We start from the raw sequence: 26,618 nt of genomic DNA on the forward strand, positions 1-26,618 counted from the left end.
AGTTGGGGCAGCTGGGGGCTTTTTTTACGCTTAACCTACTCAGCTTATGCGACTTCTTCTGCTTGCTTGCCTGCTTCTATTAGCCACCGCTTGCGAGCGGCCAACCGGGTCCACCGTGGATTCCACCGATGCCTCGCTCCCGGCCGATGGTATGGTAGGTCGCGCCGCGTCGCCTAGCACAAGTTCGCCTTCTATTGCAGTGGCTACCGAAGGTCTGGGGGGCATTTATCAGGGGTTGCTGCCCTGCGCCGACTGCGCTGGGATTGAAACCGTGCTGTACCTCTACCCCGATAGCACCTACATGGAGCGCCGGACCTACTTAGATCAGCCCAAGGAAGGCAACAACGATCAGGTGAGCTCCGGCCGGTGGGCGCAGGTATCAGCTAATCTGGTGCGACTTACGCGGCGCTCCGCCGCCGGCCCCACTGATTACCGCATGCGCCCCCGCGCCTTACAACAGCTAGATCTGGACGGGCAAGAGATAACCGGCGATTTGGCCGAGCGCTACGTACTGGCGCAGATAGGCAACTTCTAGTTCCTTGTATTCAAAATCAACTTGGTAGCTTAGGGCCACAATCCTCTTTTCTACACTGTTGAATAAATCCTTGGCAACCGCCCTTTCGCTGGCGTTTCATCCGTTGCTAGTACCCTCTTATCTGTTTTACGTTGTCTGTTACCAGTTGCCGGGCGTGGTAGCACAGCCCGCCGTAGCAGACCGCTGGATAGTGCTGGCCGTCGTGTTTGGCTTCACATTTTTACTACCCGCCTTGGGTACGGGCGCGTTGTACTGGTTTGGCCGCCTCGATTCGTTGCTCCTGCGCGAGCGCGCCCAGCGGCCGCTACCGTTATTGCTGGCAGCTATCAGCTTTGCCGGCGCGGCCTTCCTGCTGCACCAGCCACCTTTCTCTCCTCTACTCGGCCGCATGATGCTGGGCATGACTTTGGCCGTTCTGCTGACCCTCTTCATATCGCTGCGCTGGAAAATAAGCGCTCATGGCGTAGGCGTGGGGGGCTCTTTTGGGCTGTTTCTACTACTGCACCTTACAAATGCGGCGGGCTGGGCTGGCTTGTGGTGGCTACTAGCCGCTGCTCTTTTGGCTCTGGCCGTACTGAGCGCCCGCCTGACTCTTGATGCGCACACGCCGGCCCAAGCCTGGGCCGGGCTAGGCTTGGGAATTAGCGTGGTTATAGGGCTGGTATTGGGAGTCGCCTCCGTCTAAATCCTTGTTTTAGTACCAAACTTTGCTCTTGACCGCTGCCTCGGGAGGTGTATCTTTACCGACCGCCCAACTGTCGTTTTTACCGCGCATGCCCCTTTCCACTTTATCCCCTCCCCCGACTCTGCAGAAGCGTTGCTCACCCAACTACACCACGAGCGAGCCCGGCGGGCGGAAGCCGAGCAGGAACTTGCCGCCATGCGGTATGAGCTTGAGGTAGCCCAGGCCAGTGCACAGCGTCATCAGTCGCGGCTGACTGCGTTGGCTCAGAACCTGAAAATGGGTATCATGCTCGTGGACAACGATGGCCGCGTACTCTTGGTAAACCGCCCTTATTGCCAGCTTTTTGGCATTGCCGACGAGCCGGAAAGCCTGTACGGTATTTCAGGCTTGGAAGTGGCGGTCCGCAGTCAGCATAACTACCCTGATCCGGCGGCTTATCTGGCTCGGGCCAAAGAAGTAAGAGCGGCCGGCCGTACGGTGATGGGTGAGGAAGTAATGTTGGCCGACGGTCGGGTGCTGGAGCGCGACTACATTGTGCTCGATGATGTGATGGCAGGTCGGCTGGTTTGCTACCGCGACATCACCATTCGTTACCGCCGCAATGCCCGCGCAAGTACTATTTCTCTGTTGGCGCAGCAAAGTCCGAATCCTATTTTGCGCCTTACGCCCGGCGGCGAGCTATTGTATGCTAACCCAGCGGCCTACCAGCTTGCGCAACTCTATAAGCAGGATGGCCCCAATGAGCTGCGCACTCAGCTGGTAGCCTTAGTAACAATAGCGCTCCGCACTACTGCTCATCATCAGCGCGAGATAAGCGTAGCCAATGAGCACTATCTGCTCATCGTAACTCCCGTGCCCGGCGAGAACTATGCTAGCTTATACCTGACCAACATTACGGCTCGTCGGGAGGCCGAGCAGAAGCTGGCTCAACAGCGCGAGTTCTACGAAACCATTCTCAATCAGCTACCTGTTGGCGTAGCCGCTCTAGATGCGGAGCACCGCTACCTGTTTGCCAACCCGACGGCGGCCCCAAACGCTGTAACTCGTAGCGAGATTCTGGGTATGACGAATCGGGAAGCCTGTCTGTATCGGCAGCGCCCCCAGGCCTTGGCTGATTTGCGCGACGCGTATTTTGCCCAAGCCACACATGAGCGTCAAGGGATAAGCTGGGAAGAAAACTTTCTGGAACCTGGGGGGCAAATCCAAGTATTGCGCAGCTTCCAGCCCGTATTCAACTCCGATGGCTCGCTGCGCATGATGGTCAGCTCAGGCCTAGACATCTCGGCCCGCCACCAAGCCGAAGAGAAGCTTGCGGCACAGCAGCAGTTTTACGAAACGGTTCTCAATCAGCTACCCGCCGACATAGCCGTACTGGATGCCCACGGCCGTTACATATTCGCAAACCCAGTAAGTATCAAAGATCAGGACATTCGGGAATGGATAATAGGCAAAACTGACCTGGAATACTGCGCGCATCGCCAGCGCCCTACTGATGTAGCCGAGAACCGGCAGCGCATGTTTGAGCAAGCAGTGCGCGAGCGGGGCCAGGTTACGTGGGAAGAGTTGACCGTTGGAAGCCATGAGCCACGCTACGTCCTGCGCCGATTTCAGCCGGTATTTAATCCAGACGGCACGCTGCATCTGATGCTGGCTTACGGCCTCGACATTACGGAGCGCCATCAAGCCGAAGAACTGCACCGTCGCAGCGAATTGGTGGTGCGTGAGCAGCAAGAGTTTATTCGTCAGATAGTCGATACCGTTCCTAACCTGCTTTATGTGAATGACGAGGAGGGGGACATCATGTTTTCCAATACCGCATTCGATGACCTTGTCAGTCGGAGCAACCATGCCCGGGTGCGAAAGAGCGATGAATCACCCGAAGACACAGAGGTTCAGCAGCTTAATGTACTCAACCGGCGCGTATTAGCTAGTCGACGGGAACATGCAGCCGAGTTGCCGTTTACCCTGGCTAGCGGCGAGATACGGCATTATCAGGTAGTAAAGCGGCCATTGGTTCGCCCCGAGGGTACGGTTCAGGTGCTTACCGTCAGTACCGACATCACGGAGGTAAAGCGCATTCGTCATACCCTAGAGCGCAACGCCAAGCAGTATCGCGACCTGATGCATTATACGCAAGCCCTCATTTGTACCCACGACCTCGACGGCATAGTTCTTTCTGCCAACCCAGCCATGGCAAGCCTTATGGACGTCCCGGTTCATAGCATGGTAGGAAGGCCGCTTGCTGAAGGCTTGGCCGTAGACCAAGGAACCGATCTGGAAGCGTACCTGGCTGCCTTTCGCCAACAACGAGAGGTATCGGGAATTGTGAGCGTAAAGCCGCTGGGCAACGCTGGGCCACGCTACTTACTGTATCACAATTGCTTAGTGGCTGAGGCCGGCGAGTTGCCCTACGTTATTGCCTACGCGCAGGATATCACGGAGCGCATACTGGCCGAGGATGAGCTACGGCGGGCAAAGCTGGTAGCCGAATCAGCAGCTCGCTCCCGGGAGAATTTCCTGGCTAATATGAGTCATGAAATCCGTACCCCTATGAATGGAGTACTGGGCATGGCCGGTTTGCTGGCACGCACCGATCTGAACGCTCAACAGCGCGAGTACCTCGATATTATTCGCAACTCTGGGCAGCACCTGCTGGGCGTGCTGAACGACGTGCTGGATGTGGCCAAAATCACCTCCGGCAATCTGGAACTGGAGCGCACACCCTTCGATTTGTATCAGGCACTGAAAATGGCGGGCCAAACCGTCGCTTTTCAGGCCGCCGAGAAAGGTATTAGCTTCGACGTAACGCCCCCTCCCCTCCCCGATTCCTTAGTACTCAGCGACCCATATCGCCTCAAACAAGTACTTCTTAACTTACTCAGCAACAGCATTAAGTTTACTGATAAGGGCAGCGTTACCCTGACGTGTCAGCTACTAGATGAGACGACTAAGGAAGTCACCATCAGTTTTCAGGTAAGTGATACGGGGGCAGGCGTACCCACGCACAAACAGGAAGCCATCTTTGCCAGCTTCTCGCAGGCCTACGCCGATACGACGCGCCGATTTGGGGGCACAGGCTTGGGCCTCACCATTAGCAGCAGCTTGGTAGAGCAGTTGGGTGGACACCTACTGATGTGCAGTGAGCCGGGGCGTGGCAGCACATTTAGCTTCACGCTCACCTTCGAAAAAGCCCCCAAGGCACCATTATCGCAACTAAAGCCGAGGCGGCGCTTGAGTACGCTACGGCGGCAGTGGAAGGTATGCGCGTATTGCTAGTAGAGGATAATGACGTGAACCGCCAGGTAGCGCAACTGGTATTGGCCAACTATGGAGTGGTAGTCGATGCTGCTTCCAATGGCTCTGCGGCACTGCGCCTGTTCGAGGAGCAGCGCTACGATTTGATTCTGATGGATATTCAGATGCCCGGGATGAGTGGCTTGGAGGTTACGGCCCAAATTCGTCGGCATACTAACGTTACTAGGGCCCGCACACCTATTATTGCTCTCACCGCCAATGCTTTCCATGAAGCTAATGAAAAGTATCTGGCCGCTGGCATGGACGACTGCTTGACGAAGCCTTTTGAGGAGGCCGAGTTGCTGGGAAAAATGAGTGCCTTGCGCCTGGCGTCGAAGCAGGCTACGCGGCCCTTGTTCGACTTAAGTGAACTCTACCAGATGGCGCACGGCCAGACGAACTTTGTGCGCAGTATTCTTGACTCGTTTCTTGATAATACGCCAGAGGTGGTAACTCAACTTACCGCCGCTTCCGACGCTTCGGATTGGGCTCAGGTGGGCACCTTAATTCATAAGATTAAGCCTTCACTCAAGCTGCTTCATGCCCACGAGTTACTGACGCCTATTCGAACCCTGGAAACACCTGATTTACAGCCTGAAGAAAGCGCCATGGCTACCAAGCAGCTTATTCAACTGCTGCCGCAGTTGCTTCGTGCTTTGGAGAAGTGCCGACAGACGCTCGCGTAAGCAACAGCTCATCAACCAAATAAGCCCGGCGCTGCCTCCATATAGTAGGGCAGCGCTGGGCTTATTTAGTTAAGCGGTGATTATAGAAGTTAGTCGCGTAGAGCTATACCGGCTGGCATAGCAGGCTGCAGGCGCTCTGCTACCCGCTGCACAGCTAGCTGAAAGCGGTCGTAGGAGAAGGGCTTCACTAAGTAGTCAGCTATGTTCAGCTCATAAGCTTCCATCCCGAAGCTCTCATAAGCAGTCGTAAAAATTACTTCTGGCGGCTCGGGCAGCAAGCGCATCATCTCGATACCGTTCAGGTCGGGCATCTCTACATCCAGAAACAGCACATCAACCCGGCGGCCCAAACTGAAAAAGTTCAGGCCTTCTACCCCACCTTTCAAGGATGCTAGCAGGTGTAGGCTGGGAGTGAGGCTAATGCAATGCTGTAGGGTTAAGCGATTAATCTCGTCGTCGTCAATAATAGCACAGGTTAGAATGCGGGGGGAGACAATGTCTTCAAGCAACATAACTAAACGAACAGGACAACAAAAGAGAGTGTGCGAATGAACGATCAAAAAGCGCTCCTGAAAAGCGGGCCTCGAAACAACCAAATTACCGGCCAGATTATCGGATTAGTCGTTTCTCAATCAATATAATCCAATCATCCATGAAACTGATTGAAAAATATCGGCACAGTAATTTGAGTACGCAGGTAAGTGTCAAGCCATTACACATCCAACAAAGCGAAAAGCAGGGGCTCTTGTTTTAGAATAATTCCGAGCTTTTGCTCCTTTGCTATATCCAGTGGTTGCGGGGGCTTTTTTGAATGAAGGGGCACTACTTTAAGCTCGAAAGGGCATCATTTTTTTCCATTTCCTGGCGCACCATTTCCTGCACGGCGGGCAAATCATAGTCTGCTTCGGTTTGGATATGCGGCATGAGGCGCTGCATAATACTTTCCTGTCGCTGGCCATTGGCCCAGGCATCGGCGTAGGGCGTATCCGAAAACGTGACCTGCGAATAAAGCGGCAGCCATTGATCGGGGTACTGAGCCGAGATCTTACTTTCGATCTTCTTTTGAAGCAGAAAGCGCGGGTCGGCTACGCGGTCGCGCATTTCCTCAAAGTTGTAGATAGCCAGGTCAGCCATCGCGTCGGCGTTGGGCTTGCGCTGGCGCTGAAACTCGCTGAACACCATGTTCCAGTCCTCCCCATACTGGTTAAGCAAAGCATCCAGCACGCTGCAATCCTCAAAGCCCGCATTCATGCCTTGCCCGTAGAAGGGCACAATAGCATGCGAGGCGTCGCCAAGCAGTACTATTTCATCCTTGTGCGTCCACGGAAAACACTTAACTGTAATTAGGGAGCCGGTTGGGTTTTGAATGAACTCCTCCGCTAAATCCGGCATAAACGGTACCGCATCCGGAAACTTCTCCTCGAAAAAGGCTTGCACCTGCTCCGTTGTTTCCAGGGTAGTAAAAGACTCCTGGCCTTCGTAGGGGAAAAATAGGGTGCAATTGAATGACCCATCGAGATTTGGCAAAGCAATCATCATGTATTGCCCCCGTGGCCAGATATGAAGGGCATTTTTCTCCAGTTGCCACTCGCCGTTGGGACCAGCTTCAATGGTTAATTCTTTGTAGCCGTACTCTAAATAGCTCTGCGAGAACTCGTAGCGGTCGGTTTTCTGCATGGCTCCCCGCACTGCCGAGTAAGCGCCATCGGCCCCAAACAGGCGACGAAACGGTAGCGTCTGCTCCTGGTCGGTGAGCGTGTTATGCATTTCCAGCCGCCGCGCCCGCAAATCAACGTGTTGGCAGTGCTCATTAAAGTGCATGCGAATGCGCGGGTCGGCCTCTGTGAGGTTAAGCAGCGTGCGATTTAGCCCCCCACGCGATACGGAGTAAATAGCTTGGTTTTCGCGGCCATAGGGTTGATAGGTGAGGCGGCCCTGCTGGTCGTGCATCACGCGCCGGTACATAGGAATGGCCACTTCGCGCACCTGCTCGCTGATGCCGACACCCTCGAGAGCCCGCCAGCCTCTATCCGACAACGCCAGATTGATGGACCGACCTTCCACGGCTCCACTTAGGCGCGGATCAGCGCGGCGCTCATACACATCCACTTGGTGGCCGCGCCGGGCCAAATAGAGCGCCAGCAGCGACCCTACTAGCCCTGCCCCCATAATGGTGCAAGGAGACAGATCGGTGGCAGCAGCCACGGCGGCGGAAGAAGGCGTACCCATAAGCAAAGAAGCTGAAAGCCGGCGAGGAAAGCGACGGGCGGCAAAAGTACTCGTTTACGGCCTATTTGGCCCGGTGGCCAAATGAATACGCCCAGACGGTGGCTGGGGGGCAATTATCTGACTTCTACAGTTGAGTTTTGACCTCAACAATACGCCTAAAAGTTAGATTCAAGCGTGCTTCTATCGGGCGGGTCGTTTTGGGGAGGGCATGTTGCCAGCGTTGTTGAGTGGGACCGCGCATTACCAACAGGCTACCGGGGGGCAAATCCAGCCCCAAAGGCGCATACGGCGGGGTACCAGGGCCGGGTCGGAGCCGAAAGCGCCGGGTTGCACCCAAGCTCACGGAGGCAATAACAGGATGGGGCCCTAGCTCTGGCTCATTGTCGGCGTGCCAGCCCATACTATCCTGACCGGTACGGTAAAGGTTGAGCAGCACGCTGTTAAAATCGGCACCTGTGGCCTCGCTTACCTGCTTCCGCAAACGCTGCAAGGCGGGCGTCCAGGGCTGCGGCTCCAGAATAAGCCCCGAGTAGCGGTAGCGAGCGGCAGGGTCGCCGTGCCAGGAGGTCAGGCGGGGCTGCATTACCTCTTTGCCAAACAGCTTAATGGGTTCGTGCCGCCACGGAATGGTATTGAGCAACTCCTGAAAAAGAGCCTCTGCCTCTATGGGGGGCAAAAAGTGCGGATCGAGCAGCACTTCGGCATCGGGCAGAGGCAATAACGTGAGCGACACAGCCGATTATCTATGACGTTGATTGAGATGCCTCACAATGAATTATCGGCCCGGCAGCGTACCGATAAACTTAGTCAGAAAACTAGCTGCCCACAGAGTAAGGCCAATTTTTATGGCTGCGCAAATGATAAATGGCAAAAGCCAACTGCGACTCTGGTATGGCGTAGCGCCCACGTAGCGCGGCCAAAACCAGAAGATATACACCACAATAGCCGGCAGATCGAAGAAGGCACCAAACCAGGGATTCAAACCATAGCGCTGCACCACCCAATTCAGAATTAGCCCCCCGATAACTAAGTAAGCGACTATAAACAAAACCAACCGCACTGTAGCGCCGGTCCGCTTAAGAGCGCGGAAATTAAGCGCCAACAAAGCTCCGCCAGCCAGCATCGAGAATACTACCGAAAACAAAGTAATAGTGCTGGGCGAGTAAAGTGTTGGGCCTGCTTCAGCAGCCTCTTCTGCGGCAGTAGCATCTATGGCCCGCTGCTGATCTTCGGCTACTTGCGCCACCTGTTTTTGCACTTCAGCTTCCAGCTCGGGGCGCAGTTGGGGGTCGTCGGGGTGGGGCTCACCGCGCCGGGCCAGCTCGTCGAGCGCGGCTAGCACGGCATCTTCGCGGTACTGGCTGCGGCCGCTCACATACTGGTGAAGTTCAGCGAGGGTTTTGCGGCCCATTTTGGCCACGTAATCTTCGGTCATCTTAGTAATGAAGGGCAAGGAGGCTGACGAAAGGACAGCTACAAATTCCTCTACGTAAATTCACTCCAAAACGAACAGCTAACGTACCCGTTCTGCCCATTTGCTGAGCAGCTCACCCACGCGCTGCACTTCCCCAAAGGTGTTGTACAGCGGCACCGGAGCCAGCCGAATCACGTTTGGCTCGCGCCAATCGCCAATCACGCCAGCCGCCGATAAGTAGTCGAAGAGGCCGCGGCCGTCTTTGTGCACCAGCAGGGAAAGCTGGCACCCACGGGCCTGCGGCTCGGAGGGGGTAATGATTTCAAGGATGCTGGAGGGCAAATTCAGGCTACGCAGCACGAATTCCAGGTAAGCCGTAAGCTGCTCACTCTTGCGCCGGAGCTCCGCGATGCCACCGGCCTCATCCACGATGTTCAGGGCGGCGCGGTGCATAGCCAAAGCGATAATCTGCCCATTCGCCAGTTGCCAACCTGCGGCTCCAGCCATGGGCTTGAACCCTTTTTTCATTTGGAAGCGCTCGGAAGCATCGTGGCCCCACCAGCCCGCGAGGCGCGGCAGATCGGGCCGATTGGCGAAGCGCTCGTGCACAAATGCTCCGCTCACGCCACCGGGGCCCGAGTTGAGATACTTATAAGAACACCAGCAGGCAAAGTCGACATCCCAGTCGTGCAGGTGCATCACTAAATTGCCCGCTGCATGCGCCAAATCGAAGCCAACGGTGGCGCCCACGGCGTGACCAGCTTTGGTAATGGCTTGCATGTCGAAAGCCTGGCCGGTATAGTAATTAATGCCCCCCAACAGCACTAGGGCCAGCTCCTCGCCTACTTCCCGGATTTTAGCTTCAATATCCTCGGTGCGCAGGGTGCGCTCACCAGGTCGGGGTACCAGTTCCACAATGGCATCATCGGGCGCATAGCCATGCAGCTTCACCTGCGATTCCACCGCATACTGGTCGGAGGGAAATGCGCCCCCTTCCATCAGCACTTTGTAGCGCGTGGCCGTGGGGCGGTAAAAGGAAATAAGCAGTAAGTGGAGATTGGTGGTCAGGTTGTTCATCACAATGACCTCCAACGGCTTAGCACCTACTAGGCGGGCCGTTGAGTCGGCCAAGGTTTCGTGGTAGGGCATCCACGGCGATTTACCACGAAAATGGCCTTCTACAGCCTGCCGTTCCCACGATTCCAGCTCCTCCTCAATGGCGGCCCGCACGGTGCGCGGCTGCAAACCCAGCGAATTACCGCAGAAATAGATGCTCTCGCCCCCATCGGGCGCGGGCGGAATATGAAACTGCTCACGGAAGCGGCGGAGCGGATCTTGGGCGTCGAGGGTGGCGGCGAACTCGGGGGTGGCTTGGAAAGTGGTCATCGGAAGCAAAGATAGCCACAATGGATTGGCTTACTCACACCAATTAGCCCCCGCTAGGCGGGTACTGGCGCAGGCTTCTCCATCACCGTTCCGCAGCTGCGGCAGGTGCGTAGTTCCTCCGATTCCCAAAACCGGTTCATGATGGGGGGCAATTGTTGTACGATGTCCGTTATTTCGGCGTATTCTTCGTGCAGCTTGGTGCCGCAGTTCTCGCAATACCACAGGAACCCATCCAGCTCGCCGGCGGTGCGGTAGCGTTCCAGCACCAGCCCTATGGAACCAGCCGGGCGCCGGGGCGAGTGGGGTACGCCGCCCGGCAGCAGAAACATCTCGCCGGCCCGCACCGGAATATCCACTGGCTTACCGTCCTCAATTACTTTGAGCACAATATCGCCTTCCAGTTGCAAAAAAAGCTCTTCACCTTCGTCATAGTGGTAGTCTTTGCGGGCATTGGGGCCGCCCACCACCATCACGATAAAATCTTTATTATCCGTGAATACCTGCTGATTGCCAACGGGTGGCTTCAACAGGTGGCGGTGTTCATCAATCCACTGCTGAAAGTTGAAGGGACGAGCGAGGGCCATAAAGGTTGGTGCTTGGTGAAGGTGGAGCGAGGTATCTGGTAAGGAATAATTACTGGTTTACGTAAGCAACGGGTGCGCAGCCACGCTACTGCGCCGACTGCCCTAGTTGGGCCTTCTCCAACGGATAAGCCATGAAATAATAATTCAGCGACTTTTCGAACTGCTCCACAAACTCGGCATGGGTAAAGGCGGGCTGTCCGGCCAGCCACCGCGCCATCGTAGACACCTGCAAGTTGGCCGCGCCCGTGAGTAACTCATATATGTGCTCGGGCCGTGTACCGTAGTAATCGGAAGCGCCTAGGCCGTGCTCAAAAATGATAACGGGCCGGCTCTGCTGAATGGTTTTTACCGCGCCCTGCAACACCTCCAGCTCCGCCCCTTCCACGTCAATCTTTATCAGATCGATGCGCGTGCCGGGGGGCAAAATTTGGTCAAGCGGCTGCTTGCGTACAGTAATTAGCGTGTCTACTTCGTCGGCCTTATCATACTTACGCTTTACGAAGCCGCTATAAGCCGGATTGGTGAGCACGTAGTTGAAGGACGTTTCGCCGGTTACGTTGCTAAGGCCCAACTGGTAGAAGTGACAGTTGGCGTAATCTGCAAAATGGGCCGTCAGCTTTTCGTATAAATCCGGTATCGGCTCAAAGCCATAATGTTGGCCCTGGGGGGCATATTTAAGCATAAGCTCCAGCACTTCGCCCTTGTGACAGCCCACATCCACGCAGTTTGCCCTCGGGTGGCATACCGCCCGCAGCACCCGCTCCGTGTCGCGGTCGTATTGCTGGTTTTTAGTAAAAGCAATAGGAATACGTTTTAAAATCTTTTTGGCCAACTCCTTCATGAAAGGGTTCTGAAACTATCGTAGGTAAGTAATAGGGGGCAAAAGTAAGCAACTATGTCATGCGTGGCCTTACCTCTTGGGTTTGGGTGAAGCGAGAAGGCTACAGCTCCGACATAGCCCTAATACGTTATTGAATTTATTAAGTCGCGCGGCCGGCAAACCCGTACTCCGGCCATAACCTTCTACTTTCGTGGGGCCGTTGTGTTAGCTTCCCTGCTTTGATCAAGTTCCAAACGCTCACTATTCTCATTCCCGTTTACAACGAGGACCGCACCATCACACAGGTGCTCGACCAGTTGCGCGAGGTAGAATTAGCCGGGAATATTCAGAAGGAAATCATTCTGATTGATGACTGCTCCACCGATTCCTCAGTCAGCCTCATTACCACGTACGCAGTCCGGCACCCCGCCTTGGGGCTGCGTCTTCTTCAGCATTTCACCAACCAAGGCAAAGGCGCCGCGCTGCATACCGGCATTCAGGCAGCCACCGGCGACTACATCATCATTCAGGACGCCGACCTCGAATACGACCCCGCCGACTATAACGCTCTACTCAAACCGGTAGTGCGCGGCTTTGCCGATGTAGTGTATGGCTCCCGCTTCGTGGGGGGCAAACCGCATCGGGTGCTGTTCTTCTGGCATAGCATCGGCAATGCGGTCCTCACCTTCCTCTCCAACATGTTCACCGACCTGAACCTGACAGACATGGAAACCGGCTACAAGCTCTTCCGGCGCGACATTCTTCAGGGGCTCGTGCTGCGAGAAAAGCGCTTTGGCTTCGAGCCCGAGGTGACCGCCAAAATGGCGCGTGTTCCCGGTATTCGCATCTACGAGGTAGGCATCAGCTACTACGGCCGAACCTACGCCGAGGGCAAAAAAATCAATTGGCGCGACGGGCTGTGGGCACTATGGTGCATTCTGCGGTACGGTCTAGGCTAGTAGCCTTGGGGGGCAAAATTGGCTACCGCTGTAGCGTTTTAGGCTTTAAGGATAAGGAAGCCTGCGTATTGCTCGACAAGGTCAGGCAGATTGCCACGAAAAAGCAATAAGCTAAAACCACCGAGACAATATGGTGTTTGGGCACCGTCGTCCAGCGCCATTCAGCAGGCCAACCGAAACAGGCGACGGCGTAAAGCAGCAAATCTAAGGGCAGGAAATACCTGGTTTCAATCATCAGCGGCATAGAGGCCAGGCAGGTGATAAATAAGCCCCCCACCATTAGCCAATGCCTTAGACGCAACTGCTGGACGCGAAGCAAAATCACCAGGAAAGCGGCGAACAGGACGGTATAATTTACGAGCGAAAGGGAGAGCGTAGAACCGTATATCCTACTCACGTAGGGTCCCGGGTAGAGCACGTCCAAGCCATTGAAAAAATGCCGGGTATATAGCGCCGTCATATCCGCCGGGTGGCTTACGACAAACACAAAGTATTTAAAGTAAGAATCGAACAACGGATTACCATTGCGCTCCAGCAGTGCCCGGCCCGCCGGATCCAGAAAAGTAGCCTGCGGAATGGGATAATCCGTGCCGATATTCGTTTCGTAGCGCTGCTTGTCCAGTCCCTCGTTTATTTTAAATAAATAAACATTATCGACGTCGTTTACTCTGAAATCACCATCCCCCAATCCTAAAATCAACAGGTTAGGCGATTGATAATTATTCACATTTATTAAATACTGAGGAATAGCTAACAGCAAAAAGGCCAGTGCAAATAATCCTAAACGCGCGGCCTGTTTCAGCCACGAAACATTACTTCCTGCTGTGTCGGTCTGTGCACTTGGCCCGAGAAGGAGCAGCACTAGTACAAAAGGCGTTACCAATAAGCTTAGCGGTCTAATGTACACGGCCGCCGCTACCAATGCTCCCGCCGCCAGCGCCGACCAATAGTTGCGGGCGCGGTGTGCAACCAGCAACGCCAGCACCACCGCCAGTACGCTTGGAAAATCAGATAGAGGAAAGTTGAAATAATCCCGCCACAACACGAAGCCCACCCCGACAAATAATAACCGGCGCAAGTTGTTCACAACTTTGCCTGATGCTTTTTCCCATAATGCCGGGGCAGCTACTCCAAACACAGCTCCGGCCCACAAAGCACCCATAATTTTGGCTGCTTCCGATACGGCATCCGGAAACCACTCACGCACTATTACTGCCGCCGGATAATGGAGCAGCGGCAGCAAATATCCGCGCAGTGCGCTATTAAAATTATAAAAAGAAAATCGGCTGGCGCCCTTCTGATCGAAAGTGTTGGCTAAAAACCAATAACCCGACGAATCATAATAAAAATCATGGTAGCGTGAGGTTAGGAGATGAGTTAAGAAAATCAGGAATGTGATACAAAACCATGTCCACGCACTGTAACGGCTTGCTAAATGGGCGCGCAGCATGTGGTGTATATCTCGCAGCATATTTTACCGACTGATAATTTAATGTCGTCAGCCTATCCTAATCTGCGACTACAGGTACACGAAGGGTTTAATCGGCGCTAGTGATTTGCAAATCATCCAGATACACCGGTTTCTGTGCGCCATTGCCCCACATGTATACTCCCAGAATATGGTCAAAAGCGATGTTATCCGGCATCACGAGGTCGGTGTTCAACTTGGTCCATTTGCCGGGTTTGCTACCGCCAAATAAGTGTATCCCTTTCCAGAAGACGCGCTCATTGGTGCCAGGCTTGAGAACCTCCACCACGAGTTGGGCGGGCGTAGTCGTTTCCTCAGTTCGTACCCACGCCTGCACATTCAGGGTACGCGGCTTGGTGGCGCTCAGCTCGCCCAGTGGGTATTTGAAGGTCATACCGTACTCGCGGCCCGCCCCGATGGTTAGGGAATAGCGGCCACTATACGCCTGCCGGTTGCTCAACGAGCTGTCGGCGTTGCTAACCCAGCCCCGAAACTCGTCAAAATCAGTGCTTACCAACGTTTTGTCGTTGGCCGAGGCACCTTGGCTTGAACTGCTACCGGTGCAGCCGAACAAAAGCGTGGCGGGTAGCAGCAGCGATACTAAGGCAGTGATAGGGCGCATTTAAGGTTTATATTACTCTCCAAGCTAATTTTCACACTAGCTTGCGAACAGAGGGTTTCTAGTTGTTTTAATCAAAGCAGCCGATGAACCAAGCCAAATAGCTTTACGGAATAGCAACTCCCTATTGGCTGGGGGGCTTTTTTAGGGCTCCACGCTCAGCGTGAGATCATCCAGGTAAGCGGGAGCCGTGGCCGTGGCACGCCACAGATAGATTTTCACCTGATCTGCTGGGTCTAGCACTGGTGGCATCGTCAGTACCTTATCTATCCGGCCCCAACTGTTGACTTCGGTAATGTCAATCTTCTCGTAAAAAGCAGTTGTCTGGTCGGCGTGCGTGATCTGAAAGACGACGGCCGCTGAGCCCGGGGCCGTAAGTTGGCCCCAAGCCGTCAGGCGCACTTTGTCGAAGCGCTTGGGTGAAAGCCGATACAGTTGGTTGATATAGGTGAGGCTGAACTCCGTGCCGGGATCTATTTTGACAGAATACCGTCCGGTATGGGCCTTTTCTTGGGTCAACGACGGGTTCTCGGGTATCCAGCCCTCCAGTTCTTCAAAGCTTGTGCTAACCAATACTCGGCCAGCCGCTCCGGCCGGATTTTTCTCGCTGCCGTTCTGCGAACAAGCCGTTGTCAGCAGTACTAGGGCGAGCCCAATAGCCAAATGGCGCATAAAAAGGGAATAGTGAGAGCAGATGTAATCGGCGGCAAATATAGCCGGAAGCACTACAACTACTGCGGGCGGCTATGGCCGCAATAGCGTAGTTTTGCCCCCCGCATGCTGGTCTTCATTCGCTTTATCACTTACCGGGGCAGCTTGTCTGAACTACTGATAGCGCACTGCTTTTACGTATGATTATACCTCGTCGAAACGCGCACTGGCTGGGAATGGCTGGGGTTGGACTAGCTACCACCGTGCTGCTGGTTGCGCTTTTCTCTTTTGTACTGGCTGACCCAAACGACTATTTTTTCCTGCCCGCCGGCGACGGTCTGCAAAGCTACTATGCTACCGCGTACTACGCCTTCTATGATACTGGCCACCACTTCAGTGGGATGAATTACCCGTTTGGGGAAAATTTTACCTACCCCAATTTGCAGCCGCTGATAGCGGTAGGCATCAACCTTCTACAGCGCTTGGGCATCCCCGCGGCGGAGCATACGGTTGCCATCACCAATCTGCTAGCCTTGCTGGCTGTCTGGGTAACGCCCTTAGTGATGTATGCTATCCTGCGGCGTTTGCGCATGCCAGTTGTGTACGCCGGCCTGATGGCTTTGCTCATCGGGTTTTTATCGCCTCAGATACAGCGCCTCGGGGGGCATATGTCGCTGAGCTATCCCTGTTTCGTACCGATATTGTGGTACTGCATTCTGCGCATGCAGGAAGCGCCAACCAAACTCCGCTGGTACGTTGTTTTTGTCGTTAGCAGCCTGCTTATGGGGCTGGTGATGGTGTATTTTCTAGCCTGCGGCTGCTTTTTTCTGCTGGGGCATGTGCTAGTCCTCTTCTTCCAACGCCCGCGTCCCATGGCCATGCTTTGGCGCATGACCTTGGCAGCCCTACTGCCCTTACTGCTGTTTCGGGGCTGGCTATGGCTGACTGATCCGACCACCGACCGGCCGCCAAACCCATATGGCTTTCTGGTCTACATGGCCACGCCGAGCGGGGTATTTACTCCAGCTCTTTCGCCCCTGCGTGAACTATGGGCCGCGCTCCTGCCCGCCGGCGATATTAGCTTCGAGGCCATGTCGTACGTGGGACTGGTGGCTACTGGCATCGCCCTGGTGTCGGCCTTCCGGGTGATACGGCATGTGTGGAAGCGCCGAGGCCACAAGCTCCACCTTCGCCGGGCCATGCCTACGCCGTTGTATACCAGCTTATGGGCAGGCGGCCTGTTGCTGCTGTTCTCGTTTGGCGTGCCTTTCATCTTTCCCTGGTTCTCCGATTTCGTAAAGTACCTGGGCCCGATCAAGCAGTTGCGAGCGTTGGGGCGCTTTGCCTGGCCTTTTTATTACGTTTTCACCGCCTACGCCGCCTACTATCTGTACCGTCTCTGGCGCTATCAGCGCCAGCATGGCGTGTCGCTGCTGGCGTTGCCGTGGCTACCGCTCCTCCTGATCATCTGGGCCAGCGAAGCGTGGATAAACGTCTCGACCAAAGCGCGTGAAGTAGCACTGGGCGCTGGAGCCCGCGCTTTCATGGATCGGGACAACAACCTATTGGTTAACTACTTAAGTTGGGCCGGTAAGAAGCCCAGCGATTTTCAGGCAATTCTACCGCTTCCTTATTTCAATAACGGCAGCGACAAAATTGCCTTACCCGGCTCCGAAGCGTCCATCGCCGAAACCCACCGCATGTCTATCGCTACGGGCTTGCCTCAGCTCTCAAGCTACGTCTCGCGCCCTTCCGTAGACCAAGTATTGCGGCACGTGCAGCTGCTCAGCAGCCCGCTACTAAGTAAGCCTCTACTAAAGCAGTTTCCTTCCGATAAGCCTATTTTGCTGCTGGTAGCGCCCGGCATTTTATCGCCGGCTGAGCAACGCATAGTAAGCTTGGCCCGTCCCCTCGTCGCGTCGGCAGATGTGAAGCTCTATGAGTTACCCCTGGCTGCTTTGGCCGCTACTACCCGGGCTCAGGAGCGAGCGAAAGCGGCCGTTCTACTACCCACGCTGCCAGTGCGGCCGGGCGGTCTGCGCGCCACTACTTCCAAGGGGGTACTGTTGCAGTCGTATGATAACAGCCCGGAGCGGCGGGGCAGGCTTGGCGCGGGGGCTTTTATGAGCCCGACTGGAAGTTTTCTATCTTATACGATGGACCCGTGCCAGCCCCAGCCGACACGGGCCGCTATGAAGTGAGCGTGTGGATGAATGGCAAAATGCCCGAGGGCTATGGCAATATGCAGGTAAAGCAGTACGCCAATGGCGCTCTCGTTGACCACCAAGTAGCCGATGCGCGGCATAGCACCGAAATAGATGGCGACTGGGTGCGCGTGGCCGTTCCGATACGAGTGCAGCCAGGCGTAGACCGCTTGGAAGTATTGTATGACAACAGCGAGCTGCTGGTTGATGACTTCCTGATTCGCCCCCTCGACACGGATGTATACTGGGTTGATGAGCGAGGCCGCCTGATACTAAACGGCTATTCGCTAGAACCTTGAGCGCCGTAACAAGCGTTTCCAGCCTGACCAGAAGTTGTAGTAGTTTTGTCAACTCGTTGAGCTACTACTCTTCCCTTAACCTTCGCCCCGCCTAACTCCCTCATCAGCGTAAGCGCCTCGTTCCCTGTTCACTTGCTTATGGATCTCTCTATTGTCATTCCGATTTACAACGAAGAGGCAAACATTCCGGCCCTGTATAAGCGCCTGCGGAGTGTTATTGACTCAATGAGTGGACAAACGGAACTCATTTTTGTAAACGATGGCTCGCGCGATCGGTCGCTGCTGCTGATCAGGGAGTTGGCAGAGCAGGATAAGCGAGTGCGCTACATCGACTTCAGCCGCAACTTTGGTCAGCAAAACGCGGTAGCCGCCGGCCTGAATCTTTCTTCCGGTCGGGCTGCCGTTATTATCGATGCCGATTTGCAGGACCCGCCGGAGCTGATTCCAGAGCTGCACCGCAAAATGCAGGAAGGCTACGAAGTGGTGTATGCCAAGCGCCGCCGCCGAGCGGGCGAAAGCATTTTTAAGCGCATCACGTCCAAGTTGTTTTACCGGACGATGGCCAAGCTCACCAATATCTCGATTCCGTTGGATACCGGCGACTTCCGCATTATCTCTTACAAAGTAGTAGACGCGCTACGGCAGATGCCAGAGCACAACCGCTTTCTGCGGGGACAGATTTCGTGGATAGGCTACCGGCAAACGGCAATCGAATTTGACCGGGCTGAGCGCGCTGGGGGGCAAACTGCCTGGACCTACCGCATGATGCTGCGCCTGGCCATCGACTGCCTAACGGCATACTCTGAAGTACCATTGAAAGTGGCTACTGTGAGCGGATTCTTCGTGTCGGGAATCGCCTTCCTTGTGATGCTCTACGCATTCTGGACGCGATTTTTCTACAATGACTACTTACCCGGCTGGACTTCGCTGATGGTGAGCATCTTGTTTCTGGGGGGCGTTCAGCTAATTGCTATTGGTATTATCGGCGAATACATTTCGCGCATTGGCGCCAACGTCCGGCACCGGCCGCTCTACATTATTTCTGATACCAATATTCCAACGGCCCAATCTCAAAACCCAACGCCGGGGCCCGTGCATGCCGCTGGCAGCTATCAGCAGCCGTACACCATCAGCAAGTAGCTAGTAAAGCGCAGGGCTACTTGAGCTTCGCCAGCATTCGCTCTAGCTCATCCAAGGTCGTTTCGCGGAAAGCTAGGGTTTCGGTGGCGTGGCGACCGGTCGTGGTTTCCTGAAGGGCCACGAATGGCACATCGTTTTGATAGCGAATGCCAATGAGAACGGCGCGCTTGTTGGCCGGCACGTTTCGGAAAGCATAACCCCCTTCTTCTGGCTGGCCAGTTACTAGGGTTTTAGCTTCCTTAAATACGAGGTACACGCTGGTACCTGGGTCGGTATCGGCAGTGGCCATCAGGTCGGTGGCGGGGTTACCGGTAGCATGCCACACTCGGTCGCAGTTGAGCCAGCCCAGTTGGGCGCTGCTGAACAAGTAGCGGTCGGTGGGCTCTGCTTTGAAGCTGGGCTCAGCGGGGGGCATTTCTTCTGTTGTCAACTCCTGTGTAGAGTCGGAAGTAATTTCGGTTGTGGCCGCGCTATCCAGAGACGAGGCCAACCCCGCGTGGAAAGCAAAGCGCACGGGCAGCACCATTTTTACTTTCACGGCTTTACCAGCTTGCAAACCTGGTTTCCAGCTGCCCGAAGTCTGACGTAGCACCCGCAACAACTCCTCATCGCAGCCGTCGCCGATGCCCCGCACAATCTTGGGGTTCACTACCCGACCGGCTTCATCGACCACGAAGGATGCAAAAACTAACCCTTGCGTTTGCTTAGCAATCGCTTGCTTGGGGTACCGGATCAGCTTATTGATATCCGCTGGACCTTTGCCGTATGCGGGCATTTTCTCAGGTTCGGTATAGAATTTTTCTTCTACAGGCTCCGAATCTGGAGTAAGCGCTACCCAGCGCAAGTGCTTACGCCGGTCGCCCCGTCCAAAGGAAAGGCGCATGCCCGACTGGCGGCGCGGCGCGGGCATATCAATCTGGATTGTTTGTCCTTCGGCCACGCGCAGCGGCCGCCCTTGAGCTGAGGCCTGTACCAGTACAATACCGCCTGTTTCGAGCAGGTCGTTGTTGTCGGAAACGGTGGACAGGTTAGAGAGCAGAATATCAGCCATGGAGTAACACTCCTTCAGCTCTACCCACACGGGACCGCGGGCCGGAGCTTGCTTCTCCGTCACTAAGGAGCCGGCTGGAATTCGCACAATAGTACCTTCCCGCCCAATTACTTCGCTAGCTTGCGTAGGGTCAATGCGAAAGTACTCGCTGGCTTTCAGCGTGATATCATGTAGCTCTGCCTCGGGCGGGGGCGGCACGCCGGGGGGCAATTTTACGGCCCCGCGCAAGCTCCGCCGGCTTAAGAGCGGCGCATTCGGGTTGGTACGCCTAGCCAGGCGGTGCCATGTTCCAGACGTAGTATCCAGTGGGGTAGCTGCCGGAATGGTATCCAAAAAATCCTCGGCTTGCGCCAGCGCTGGTTCTGATGCTTCGGTAGTTGCCGGCTTATCGCGCTGACACCCACTTGCTATTAATAGAAAGCCAGCTAAGCCGAGGATTTTTGGTATGCGGAACATTGGAAAGAGCAGCTTATAAACAACGAGAAAGGCGCAAAATGAATGACTAGCTCATCTTGCAAAAAAAGCACCCCAGACAACCTATTACAGATTTTTCAGGATAAAATCGGTCATCTGGCGGTAGAGGTGCAGGCGCGTGTTGCCGCCCGAAATACCGTGGTTGCGGTTGGGGTAATACAGCGTCTGGTAGTCTTTATTGGCTTTCACGAGTGCATCAGTCCAGGCCACTGAGTTCTGGAAATGCACATTGTCGTCGCCGGTGCCGTGCACGAGCAGGTACTTACCCTTTAACTGCTCCGCAAACTGCACGGGTGAGTTGTCGTCGTAGCCACCGGGGTTTTCCTGGGGTGTCTTCAGAAAACGCTCGGTGTACACGGTGTCGTAGTAGCGCCAGTTGGTAACAGGGGCCACCGAAATACCCGCTTTAAATAGATCAGCTTCCTTGGTCATGGCCAGGGCGGTCATGTAACCGCCAAAGCTCCAACCCCAGATACCGATGCGAGCTTTATCCACGTAGGGCAGCGTGCCCAAATATTTGGCGCCCTCGCCCTGGTCGATGGTTTCGAGTTTGCCGAGGTTGGCGTAGGTGCTTTTCTTGAATTTTGCCCCCCGAGCGCCTGTTCCGCGGCCATCCACCGAGACTACGATGTAGCCATTCTGGGCTAGCATCTGGTGCCAGAGGTAGTTGGTCAGGGCCACACCACCGCCCGTATTATCGAGCACGGTTTGGGAGCCAGGACCACCGTAAACGTGCATCAGCACGGGATATTTCTTGCTTGGGTCGAAGTTGGCGGGCTTGATCATCCAGCCGTTGAGCGTGGTGCCTTCCGTGGTTTTGAAGTCGAAGAACTCCACCTTGCCGAGGTTATACTGGCTCAAGGTTTGGCGCAGGGCGGCGTTGTCTTCCAGCACTTTCACCAGCTTGCCATCTTGACCGTTGCGCAAGCTTACAGTTGTAGGCTCGCCGGCGGCAGAGTGATAGTTGAGGTAATAGCGGGTATCAGGGCTAATATTCACGACATCAGTGCCAGTACCAGCTTCTCCTAGGCGACTTTTGCCTTTGCCTTTCAAGCTCACGCGGTAGAGGTGGCGCTGCAAGGGTGAGGCTTCGGTGCTAGTAAAATACACCTGCCCGCTTTTCTCGTCGAGGCCCTCAATAGCGCCAATTTCCCAGTTGCCTTTGGTTAACTGACGCACCAACTTGCCCTTCATATCGTACAGGTACAAGTGGCGGTAACCGTCTTTCTCACTACTGAAAATGAACTGTTTCCCATCGTTCAGGTAGCGCAGGTCGTCGGCAATGTCCACGTAAGCTGGGTCCGTATCAGTAAGCACCACCTGGGTTTTGCCAGTAGCGGCATCGGCGTGTAATAGCTCCAGCTTATTCTGCAAGCGGTTCATGCGCTGAATACTGAGCAGATTGGGCGTTTTGGTCCAAAGCACCCGCGGGATGTACTGATCGGCTACGCTGCCCACGTCCATTTTGGTGGTGCGAGCGGCGGCTACATCGTGCACCGACACGCTTACTACCGAGTTCTTCTCACCGGCTTTGGGGTACTTGTAGCGGTAGTCTTTGGGATATAGCGCACCCCACTCCTGCATATTATATTCGGGTACCTGACTTTCGTCGAAGGTGTAAAAAGCCAAGTGGCGGCTGTCCGGCGACCAGAAAAAGCCTTGAGCGAACGAAAACTCTTCTTCGTACACCCAATCAGCCGAGCCATTAATGATCTTGTTTACCACGCCGTCGGTGGTCACCGCTTTCTCCTGCATCGTGGCCAAATCGACCACAAATAGGTTGTTGTCGCGGGCAAAGGCGACGCGCTTGCCGTCGGGCGAGAAGGTGGCGTAGCTTTGCTTGCCGCCAGCACTTAGGGGGGCTAATTTCTTCGTAGCCCGATCAAACACGAAGTAATTCGCCTTAGAGCTACGACGATAAATAGGCTCTTCAGCGGTCCAGAATAGAATTTTCTGCTCGTCGGCATTGAAGCTGTAGCCATCCACGGCTAATGGTTCGTTGCTGCCAGTTACGCGCAAATCTTGAGCGGCTACAAGGGTGCTGACGGGTTTGCCGGTCGTCACATCCGACTGTACTAGGTTGCCGCCATCGAGAGCGGAGTAGTAGCGGCCGTCGCGCATCCAGTTGAAGCCCGGTACGGAGCGGGCCCGGAACGTGGGCTTCGACCAAATATCTTCGAGGGTAATGGCTTGTTTTTGCTGGGCAAAAGCCTGGGGGGCAATTTGGGGTACTAAAGCAGGACTAGCCGTAGTGAGCAACAAGGCCAGCCCGAAAGAGCGAAACTTCATAGAGTGAAATAAAATGACGGCGGAATTATGTGGGTTAAAGGTATTCAATAAATCAAAGAGGTCGCAAGATTTGGACCCTGGGGGCAATTTGGATTAAAGTAGCTGCCACTGCCTCACCTGCTGCGTACTAGCATCTGCGATGGAGGCGTTAGCATTCGCCTTCCATCCCCGACCTTTGTTGTCTATGCGTCTGTCTTTGTTTCTTCTGTCGCTGCTGAGCTTGCTGGCAGCCTGCACTCCTGACCCCGGCTCCGGCCCACGAATTGACTTTGTTGGTACCAGTCGCTTTGTGAGCAATAACCGCCTCGTAACGGCTCCCGGCGACACTCTTTCCACCCGCATCTTTGCCGACAACCGCGACTCGGCTAATGGGCCGCTGCTCCAGCGCCTAGTTATCACGGTGAAATATGAGCCTCAGTCGAGCCCCTTCATCTACCCTAGCCCCTACGACCCAGACAACGCCCCTAAGGATAGCGTGGTATATCTGGACTCCCTACTTACGGTTCGCAAGCTGGCCTACCAATTCACCTTTGGCACTCGCACCACTTCGGGCCGCGAAATCTGGCGCTTCGAGGTGACCGATGCGGATGGGAACAAAGCCAGCCGTCGTTTCGAGCTTACCACCCGCAAAACCGACTCGCTGACTGTACCCTACCACGAATACATTGCCCGCCTGCAAGCACCCACGACCCAACGTACGCTGAGCTTTCTGGATCTGGACGCCGGCTTACTATTTCCCAATACCGCCGTTCGCACCAATCCTATTATTCAGCAACGCATTGATGTACTGTACTTTCCTTCCTTTGGCAACGCGCCTATTCTCGTAACTCCCTCCGATCCGCTGTTCACCACGAATCCAATCTTAGGTATCAGGGCGTGGCCGACCAGAAACCTGACAGTGCTCAAGCAAACCCCGCTGCTTGCTACCGGCTTTGCCGGCGCTATCAACCCCCAGGCCATTACCACAGCTTTCGCAAATCCTCAGAACACAACGATCACGCGCACTGGGGCCCTGGCCCTCAACCAAGTATATGCCTTCCAGACGACTGGGGGGCAAACTGGACTACTACTGGTGGAAAAGCTACCAACCTCCGACCGCCCTACCGTCGATTTGCGCGTGCGCGTCACCAAGCAGCCTTAGACAGGAACTGGGGGGCAAAAATCGTTGGCTCGTAAAGAAAAAAGGCTGCTTCCTTGCAAGGAAGCAGCCTTTTTTCGCGGTAACTACGGCTACCTAGAAAGTAATACCAGCGGTTATAGAAGTAGTGAAGCGGTTCGCATCTACGGTAATCACAGGCTCGTTGCCAGAATTCAGCGTGTAAGCCCGATAGTATTGATTACCAGCATTGTAAACACCCGCTAAGTCAAGGAAAAACCGATTCTGGCGAATGCCGAGGCCACCAGTGAAATAGTTCTGAGAACCATCCTGGCCGCTGCCTTCATACGGGCTGCCGTAGCGGGCGTATCCCAGCCGGAAGCGGAAAGCATTATAGCGGGCTTCCCCACCAATCCGCACATTTACGGTGGAGCGGTAGAGCGCCGTAATGGCGTCGTTTTGCGAGCTAAAAGAGCCAGAGAGTCCGGTATCTGAATCGTCTCTCAGCCGGGCGCTGGGGTAGTTTACATATTCCAAATCACCGCTCAAAAAACCATACTTGCCAACCAATACTGCCACGCCTCCAGATGCCCGGAAAGGCGTTGTCAGGCGGTAGCTAAACTCGCCACTAGTAGATGCCGACCCATCAGAAATCCGGTCGATAACCTGCCCGTTCTCATTAACAAACTCAACGGGCGGCGTGAACTGCGTCGTGAGGGAGGTGCTATAGGTATCATCGAGTTGCATGAACGTAGGCGTCTGGACGGAAAGTCCCACCCGCACCTGGTCGTTGGGCCGATAAATGCCCCCCAGCCGCGCATTGAAGCCATTGCCCCGCGTTTCGAGGTTATCGCGCAACGTTAGGCTCACCCCGCTACCTGGGTCAGTTCCGAACTCACTGAACTCACGGGTTTGGATGAAGCGTGTACTCACGATGCCAATAGCCCCGCCGATGTAAATCTTATCCCGGTAACTGGCGCCATACCCGAAATCAAACTGCGTCTGCGAGCCCTCATTTACCACCGTTTCCTGCTGCGTGATGGGGCCACTGCGCGGCACCGTCACTACCTGCTCCGCCGTGCCGGGACCATTATCCTGAATATTGGTCAGATAAGCCCCGTAGGCCAAGCCTTCCAGATCCAGATAGTTGCCCGTATTATCTTGGTTTATAATATCATCCAGCGTTTGAGGCAGAGAGCCATTTAATAGTCGCGGCTCGCGAAGGCGCTGAAAGAATGATTGGTTATCCTGGACCGTGCCTGAATAGCGAAAGCTCGTGTTAAAATCATTGATGCGGTTCAGGCCCACAGCAAAAGCTCCGGCCCGCCAGTCCGACGTATTATCATCGTCGGGGCGACGGTTTACAAAAACAGCCCCCAGACTTCCTATCTGCAAGCCGTTGCGCGAATCTGATAGCTGGGCCCCGATGCCCGAGGTAGTGGTATTGCCAATGTTCAGGCCAGGCGTAAAGCTTATTTCCGACTGCTGGAAAAGCCCCAGACCAGCTGGGTTGCTCACGAGGTTTCCGAGGTCAGCGCCCACCGCTACGTTGGCTCCCCCGATGCCTAGTGTCCGGGATGTGCCCCCAAATTGCAACTGCGAATATCGTAGCGCATCCGTTTCGCTTTGGGCAAAGGCGTGGCTGGCCCAACCCATAAGGGTCAAACCAAGCCAGTATTTCAGGTTTTTCATGAAGGAGAAATAGACAGTTCGCCTAAAACGAACGTGCGCAGATTATTATTGAGCTTACGCCGTTGGCTTAACGAATACGTCCACGACTGCCGCCGCTGTCGCTACCACCGCTATTGCTGGGGCTCGACGAAGGCGAAGGCTGTGAGTACGACTCCGAACGCGAAGGCTGCGAATATGACTCAGAGCGCGAGGGCTGTGAATACGTCCGGGTCGTCCGCTCCGATGTTGAAGACTCCGAGCGCTGTGGACGTGATACCTGCTGGCTAGGTGCGTTGCGCATCTCCCGACGTGAGGGGAAGGCACGAGCAGGCTGATCGGGGGAAGCAGTACCAGTGCTGGTAGCTGGATCTACCGTGCGCCACCGCCGCGGCTGGCTGGCACCAGCGCCTGATTCAGTAACCACGCCAGGCTGCGAAGGCTGGGCAGTAGGCTGCGGCGAATCTGCACCTGCTGCGTTCAGGACACGCCCACGGCCCCGACCAGCGGTCGTAGGTGCAGGAGCGGCAGTAGCACCAGAGCCATCAACCACATTACCACCGCGGCTGCGGGTAGACATTACCGGACCATTGTTGGACGGACGGTCGAGGGTGTAAGCTTGGCTGCTGCGGTCGCGGCGCGGGGCCACATTTACGTTCCGACGGTTATCAGTGTAGTTGCGGTTATACACGTTGCCATAGCCCAGACCGCCGTAGCCTAAGCCACCATAGCCGTAGCCACCCAGACGGCTGTAATAGCCATTGTTGAAACCATCGTAATAGCCGAGACCATAACCGCCACCGTAGCCATAGCGCCATAGGCGCGACCAAGGATTGCCGAAGCCTAAACCAATGTTAATGAAGGAGCCACCTCCAAAAGCGTAGGGATTGTAGAAAGGATCGTAGAGGCCGCCGTAGGGCGAATAAGCACCATAATAGGCATTAGAGCCATACCAGAAAGGGTCGGTATAGGCCAGATCGTAGTAGCCGAGGCCAGTACCGCGGTATGGCTGATGAAAGCGACGAATGCGCGTCGAATAACCGTAGTCTTCATCATAATATTCGGAT

23 protein-coding genes are annotated in these 26,618 nt (G+C 55.1%); 9 read left to right on the top strand and 14 right to left on the bottom strand.

Going from position 1 to position 26,618, the window contains the following annotated elements; all coding sequences use genetic code 11:
- The first annotated feature begins 46 nt into the window (after positions 1 to 46).
- From G7064_RS11120 to G7064_RS11135, 4 genes are all read left to right on the top strand, one after another.
- Positions 47 to 535, top strand: a complete 489-nt coding sequence (locus G7064_RS11120) for a copper resistance protein NlpE (protein WP_133271278.1) — start codon at positions 47 to 49, stop codon at positions 533 to 535.
- Positions 536 to 605: 70 nt separating this feature from the next.
- The gene (locus tag G7064_RS11125) at positions 606 to 1,220 is read left to right on the top strand and encodes a hypothetical protein (RefSeq protein WP_166073633.1); all 615 of its coding nucleotides are present in this window, start codon (positions 606 to 608) and stop codon (positions 1,218 to 1,220) included.
- A gap of 132 nt (positions 1,221 to 1,352) precedes the next feature.
- A complete protein-coding gene (locus tag G7064_RS11130) occupies positions 1,353 to 4,496 on the top strand; it encodes a PAS domain-containing protein (RefSeq protein ID WP_166073634.1) in 3,144 nt (1,047 codons plus the stop codon).
- Positions 4,481 to 5,200 (top strand): response regulator, encoded by a 720-nt coding sequence (locus tag G7064_RS11135; protein WP_166073635.1) that lies wholly within the window; start codon positions 4,481 to 4,483, stop codon positions 5,198 to 5,200. Before G7064_RS11130 ends, G7064_RS11135 begins: the two co-directional genes overlap by 16 nt.
- A gap of 89 nt (positions 5,201 to 5,289) precedes the next feature.
- Here the strand turns inward: G7064_RS11135 and G7064_RS11140 are convergent, their stop codons facing one another.
- The 7 genes from G7064_RS11140 to G7064_RS11170 all read right to left on the bottom strand — a co-directional run bounded on the left by G7064_RS11140 (position 5,290) and on the right by G7064_RS11170 (position 11,654).
- On the bottom strand, positions 5,290 to 5,712 hold the full coding sequence (locus tag G7064_RS11140; protein ID WP_133271275.1) for a LytR/AlgR family response regulator transcription factor: 423 nt from the start codon (positions 5,710 to 5,712) through the stop codon (positions 5,290 to 5,292).
- Between the two features lie 310 nt (positions 5,713 to 6,022).
- On the bottom strand, positions 6,023 to 7,429 hold the full coding sequence (locus tag G7064_RS11145; protein ID WP_166073636.1) for an FAD-dependent oxidoreductase: 1,407 nt from the start codon (positions 7,427 to 7,429) through the stop codon (positions 6,023 to 6,025).
- Positions 7,430 to 7,553: 124 nt separating this feature from the next.
- Positions 7,554 to 8,162: an alpha-ketoglutarate-dependent dioxygenase AlkB family protein gene (locus tag G7064_RS11150; RefSeq protein WP_166073637.1), complete on the bottom strand. Its 609-nt coding sequence runs from the start codon at positions 8,160 to 8,162 to the stop codon at positions 7,554 to 7,556.
- 42 nt (positions 8,163 to 8,204) lie between these two features.
- Positions 8,205 to 8,864 (bottom strand): hypothetical protein, encoded by a 660-nt coding sequence (locus G7064_RS11155; protein ID WP_166073638.1) that lies wholly within the window; start codon positions 8,862 to 8,864, stop codon positions 8,205 to 8,207.
- A 78-nt stretch (positions 8,865 to 8,942) separates the two neighbouring features.
- Positions 8,943 to 10,229: a kynureninase gene (kynU, locus tag G7064_RS11160; protein WP_166073639.1), complete on the bottom strand. Its 1,287-nt coding sequence runs from the start codon at positions 10,227 to 10,229 to the stop codon at positions 8,943 to 8,945.
- Positions 10,230 to 10,282: 53 nt separating this feature from the next.
- The gene (locus G7064_RS11165; RefSeq protein ID WP_166073640.1) at positions 10,283 to 10,813 is read right to left on the bottom strand and encodes a 3-hydroxyanthranilate 3,4-dioxygenase; all 531 of its coding nucleotides are present in this window, start codon (positions 10,811 to 10,813) and stop codon (positions 10,283 to 10,285) included.
- A gap of 85 nt (positions 10,814 to 10,898) precedes the next feature.
- Positions 10,899 to 11,654, bottom strand: coding sequence for an FkbM family methyltransferase (locus tag G7064_RS11170; RefSeq protein WP_166073641.1), 756 nt, complete (start codon positions 11,652 to 11,654; stop codon positions 10,899 to 10,901).
- A gap of 218 nt (positions 11,655 to 11,872) precedes the next feature.
- On the opposite strand from G7064_RS11170, the gene G7064_RS11175 reads away from it, so the two are divergent.
- Complete coding sequence (locus tag G7064_RS11175; RefSeq protein ID WP_166073642.1) at positions 11,873 to 12,592, top strand: glycosyltransferase family 2 protein; 720 nt, start codon at positions 11,873 to 11,875, stop codon at positions 12,590 to 12,592.
- 22 nt (positions 12,593 to 12,614) lie between these two features.
- Here the strand turns inward: G7064_RS11175 and G7064_RS11180 are convergent, their stop codons facing one another.
- From G7064_RS11180 to G7064_RS11190, 3 genes are all read right to left on the bottom strand, one after another.
- Entirely contained in the window at positions 12,615 to 14,063 is a 1,449-nt protein-coding gene (locus tag G7064_RS11180; protein WP_166073643.1) for a hypothetical protein, read from the bottom strand.
- Positions 14,064 to 14,130: 67 nt separating this feature from the next.
- Positions 14,131 to 14,682 carry a hypothetical protein gene (locus tag G7064_RS11185; RefSeq protein WP_166073644.1) on the bottom strand — a complete coding sequence of 184 codons (552 nt, stop codon included), beginning with the start codon at positions 14,680 to 14,682 and terminating at the stop codon, positions 14,131 to 14,133.
- Between the two features lie 141 nt (positions 14,683 to 14,823).
- Positions 14,824 to 15,351, bottom strand: coding sequence for a carbohydrate binding domain-containing protein (locus G7064_RS11190; protein WP_133271265.1), 528 nt, complete (start codon positions 15,349 to 15,351; stop codon positions 14,824 to 14,826).
- Positions 15,352 to 15,530: 179 nt separating this feature from the next.
- Between G7064_RS11190 and G7064_RS11195 the strand changes: the two genes are divergently transcribed.
- The 3 genes from G7064_RS11195 to G7064_RS11205 all read left to right on the top strand — a co-directional run bounded on the left by G7064_RS11195 (position 15,531) and on the right by G7064_RS11205 (position 18,973).
- A complete protein-coding gene (locus G7064_RS11195) occupies positions 15,531 to 17,531 on the top strand; it encodes a hypothetical protein (RefSeq protein WP_166073646.1) in 2,001 nt (666 codons plus the stop codon).
- Positions 17,495 to 17,833 (top strand): hypothetical protein, encoded by a 339-nt coding sequence (locus tag G7064_RS11200; RefSeq protein ID WP_166073647.1) that lies wholly within the window; start codon positions 17,495 to 17,497, stop codon positions 17,831 to 17,833. The genes G7064_RS11195 and G7064_RS11200 overlap by 37 nt, the downstream gene beginning before the upstream one ends.
- Positions 17,834 to 17,971: 138 nt before the next feature.
- On the top strand, positions 17,972 to 18,973 hold the full coding sequence (locus G7064_RS11205; protein ID WP_166073648.1) for a glycosyltransferase family 2 protein: 1,002 nt from the start codon (positions 17,972 to 17,974) through the stop codon (positions 18,971 to 18,973).
- A gap of 16 nt (positions 18,974 to 18,989) precedes the next feature.
- Here the strand turns inward: G7064_RS11205 and G7064_RS11210 are convergent, their stop codons facing one another.
- Together G7064_RS11210 and G7064_RS11215 are read right to left on the bottom strand one after the other, a co-directional pair.
- Positions 18,990 to 20,480: an energy transducer TonB gene (locus tag G7064_RS11210; protein ID WP_205711110.1), complete on the bottom strand. Its 1,491-nt coding sequence runs from the start codon at positions 20,478 to 20,480 to the stop codon at positions 18,990 to 18,992.
- Between the two features lie 84 nt (positions 20,481 to 20,564).
- Positions 20,565 to 22,787 carry a S9 family peptidase gene (locus G7064_RS11215; protein WP_166073649.1) on the bottom strand — a complete coding sequence of 741 codons (2,223 nt, stop codon included), beginning with the start codon at positions 22,785 to 22,787 and terminating at the stop codon, positions 20,565 to 20,567.
- 184 nt (positions 22,788 to 22,971) lie between these two features.
- On the opposite strand from G7064_RS11215, the gene G7064_RS11220 reads away from it, so the two are divergent.
- On the top strand, positions 22,972 to 23,928 hold the full coding sequence (locus tag G7064_RS11220) for a hypothetical protein (protein WP_166073650.1): 957 nt from the start codon (positions 22,972 to 22,974) through the stop codon (positions 23,926 to 23,928).
- A gap of 93 nt (positions 23,929 to 24,021) precedes the next feature.
- Here the strand turns inward: G7064_RS11220 and G7064_RS11225 are convergent, their stop codons facing one another.
- Entirely contained in the window at positions 24,022 to 25,575 is a 1,554-nt protein-coding gene (locus G7064_RS11225; RefSeq protein WP_166073651.1) for an OmpP1/FadL family transporter, read from the bottom strand.
- A 67-nt stretch (positions 25,576 to 25,642) separates the two neighbouring features.
- Positions 25,643 to 26,242, bottom strand: a complete 600-nt coding sequence (locus G7064_RS11230; protein WP_166073652.1) for a hypothetical protein — start codon at positions 26,240 to 26,242, stop codon at positions 25,643 to 25,645.
- Positions 26,243 to 26,618: the final 376 nt, after the last annotated feature.

Origin of the sequence: Hymenobacter sp. HDW8 (assembly GCF_011305775.1) — a bacterium.
In the GTDB taxonomy this organism is placed as follows: domain Bacteria; phylum Bacteroidota; class Bacteroidia; order Cytophagales; family Hymenobacteraceae; genus Hymenobacter; species Hymenobacter radiodurans.